The organism is Leptospira chreensis, assembly GCF_016919165.1.
GTDB lineage: Bacteria > Spirochaetota > Leptospiria > Leptospirales > Leptospiraceae > Leptospira_A > Leptospira_A chreensis.
The window spans coordinates 1-2651 of record NZ_JAFFPS010000051.1 but is presented as its reverse complement, the minus strand read 5'-3'; the positions used below and the strand labels follow the sequence as shown (position 1 = coordinate 2651).

The 2651-nt window shown below is 40.6% G+C and carries 2 protein-coding genes and 1 pseudogene; all 3 read right to left on the bottom strand.

Annotation, left to right across the window (positions count from 1 at the left end):
• Window positions 1-69 precede the first annotated feature (69 nt).
• Complete coding sequence (locus tag JWG41_RS13940) at window positions 70-843, bottom strand: hypothetical protein (RefSeq protein ID WP_205270537.1); 774 nt, start codon at window positions 841-843, stop codon at window positions 70-72.
• Between the two features lie 8 nt (window positions 844-851).
• Complete coding sequence (locus JWG41_RS13935; RefSeq protein ID WP_205270538.1) at window positions 852-2195, bottom strand: N-acetylmuramoyl-L-alanine amidase; 1344 nt, start codon at window positions 2193-2195, stop codon at window positions 852-854.
• A 50-nt stretch (window positions 2196-2245) separates the two neighbouring features.
• Window positions 2246-2651, bottom strand: a pseudogene (locus tag JWG41_RS13930) (hypothetical protein); the annotation flags it as partial.

Sequence of the window (2651 nt, the reverse complement as noted above, 5' to 3'; positions counted from 1 at the left end):
AGTGGATTCAAAATCCACCGATGGTAACATCATGCCGGTTCGATTCCGGCCATCGGTACCAACAGTAATTTAGTTCGAATCCCGTATACAAGCCTTTTGATAAAAATCTTCTTCGATGGTATCAATGGCTTGTAAAACGAGGTTTATCTCACTTTCCTTCATCTGATCAAAGATTTCTCTCCCCTCTTTTAGAATCGATACTCCCAAACGAATTCCTTTTCGATCCTCTTCCGTATAAACTGTACCCTTTGATTCCATCTTAACGAGTATATCTTCCATAATCAAAATGATTTTTCGAATGAGTTCTGCATCAGAAAACACTTTGAATAATCCGCCGATATCTTTACGGAATGCATCGGCTTTCTTTTTTTCGACTTTGGCAATGAGTGAATCCATTGCAAATTCGGATTCTAACAAAGTGACTTTGTTTTCCCTTCTGTCGAGTTCCATCACAAGTTCTTCTTCAAACTGATGCGCGGTCACATAAGAATGAAGGGCAGCAAGTCCAGCTTTTAGAGCCAAAGGGAAATGTTTTCCAAATCGAAAGATCGATAACGCCAAGTTTCCAAGGATTCCCCAAATCTTTGTAGGGTGATTCACAAAACCAGATAACGCATCAAAGGCGGCATCCAGTTCCTTACGTTTGGAATATTCAGGATACAGGTATTCTAAAAAAAAATGAAGTAGTTGGTCTATTTTGGAACGCGGGATGGAACTAAACTCTGGATAATTTTTAAGATTCTCTTCTGAATACCGCATCTTAAGAGATTTTTGATACATAGTGATCAATTCTTGAAAGAGCGGGTGGTCTAGAACTTTGGAAGATTCTTTTTTGGGTTTCATATGTTTATTTATAGAACCTCATCAAAATAATTTTCATATCGTTCCCAATTGACTTTTTTTCCTTTCGGGTTGTAAGGGAGATTTACATTTTTTTTCACATCCAAACCAACAAACAATGAGTAAATGCCTACAGCAAGGGAGATGGCCGTTTCTTTTTTATTTTGAGTTAGGTATTTGATATCACGGCTACGGTTTACATAACCAATTTCAATAAAAGCACAAAGGGCATTGGTATAAGTGGGCAAACTATAAGTGGATATATAAGGTTTTTGGATGGGACCAAGTTCCGGATAAGGCGCGTCTTTTTCTTTCAGTTGGATGGGAAGGCCATATTGCACAAAACGCATGAGTTCTTTGGTTACATAGTGGTTGTCACCACCAAAACCTTCCTTTCCCCCTTCTCTTCTCCATTCCTCTTTTTTCCCTTTTTCTCTTTCCCAAAACTTTCCGGTTTCCAAAAAGTCTTCGTGGGATGTGGCATAAGGCCCTGGTTTTCCAATTTGTTTTTCCCAATTGGCATCGTCGGCATACTTCCAACTAACCATATTTTGGCGGTATCCTTCAAATTTGGAAATATCAGCATCTTTTCCATTTTTTTTAGACCAGTAACCATGGAGGTAAATCCAAGTATCTGCCATCGCATTTTCTAATTTGGACCAACCGGAATGGAAGATCAGCCATTCCGCCCAAGGGCCTTTCACAAAAGCATTTTGAGATTTTTTCTTTTCTGAGATTTTTTTGATTTGGGAAAATGTTTTGAATCCAGGTGTGAGCACCGCTCCCATCCCACCCGTTTGGCCTTTGCTTGCCGGATTCAAATGGAGGGACAAAACCAAATGGGGTTTTAGTTCATTGATTTTGGACAACCGTCCTTTCCGACGAACCCCTGTTTTTGGGTCAGGAAAGTCATACAACCGGTAGGCCGCATTCGGATCATCGGAGGTCGGATCCTCATCAAAAGAAGATTCGCGAGTGAGTTTACTTTCTAAGCTGACTCTTGTAAAATCTGTTTTTTTTGAAAACAGTTTGAGATATCCTTCAAATTCTTTCCAACCCGCATCAGTCTCTGTTAGTTTTAAGATCCGGTGCACTTCCTTTGCTAAATCAAGGACGACCTTTCTTTCCGTCACGTTTCCATGCTCTGTTCCTTGTTTATAGGTTTCTAAATAGGTTTGAGTGACACTGTCATATTTGTCGCCATGTTGTGCTTTGGGATCTTTGGCAACTCCACCATGACCCGGGTCCACAACAATCCGAAAGACGGGTACCGCTCCTAAGGAGAAAGAAAGAAAACCACAAAAGGCAATGAGAAGAAATCTAAGAAGGGAAAGGTGAGATAAAAAAAGCACGATGAGTCATTCTCCGCACGCAGGCGAGCGGAGAAAAGAAAAAGTTTAGAACTCTATTTTGTACTTTGGCTAAAGATTTGGTTTCGGTTATCGCTTAAGTCTTTGCCGTATTTATCGGTAATGACTTTTTTGTCCGCTTCTGCTTCTTTGAAGTCAGATAGAATTTTGATTCCATAGTCTTTCGCAATGCGGTAATGTACGATGGCGTCGTAAAACCTGTCGTCCCGAGACATATCTGTGGCTAAACCCATCTGTCCGTAAGCGATGCGGAGTTTTTGTTGGCCTTCAGCGATCTCACGATAGGGAACCACAACCTTCGATCCTTCTTGGGAAGTTTCCACAAGTTGGGATTGTTCTTGGCCCGTGATTAAATCCGCACATTCAGCAAGTAGGTTTTGGGTTTTGGTATCATAGTTCTTAGAAAATTTTCCAAGGAGAGTGGAGATATCTTTTTCCAAA

What these genes read in the sequence shown, in the direction of transcription:
- JWG41_RS13940 (WP_205270537.1), bottom strand. Translation starts at nt 843, where the DNA reads ATGAAACCCAAAAAAGAATCTTCCAAAGTTCTAGACCACCCGCTCTTT.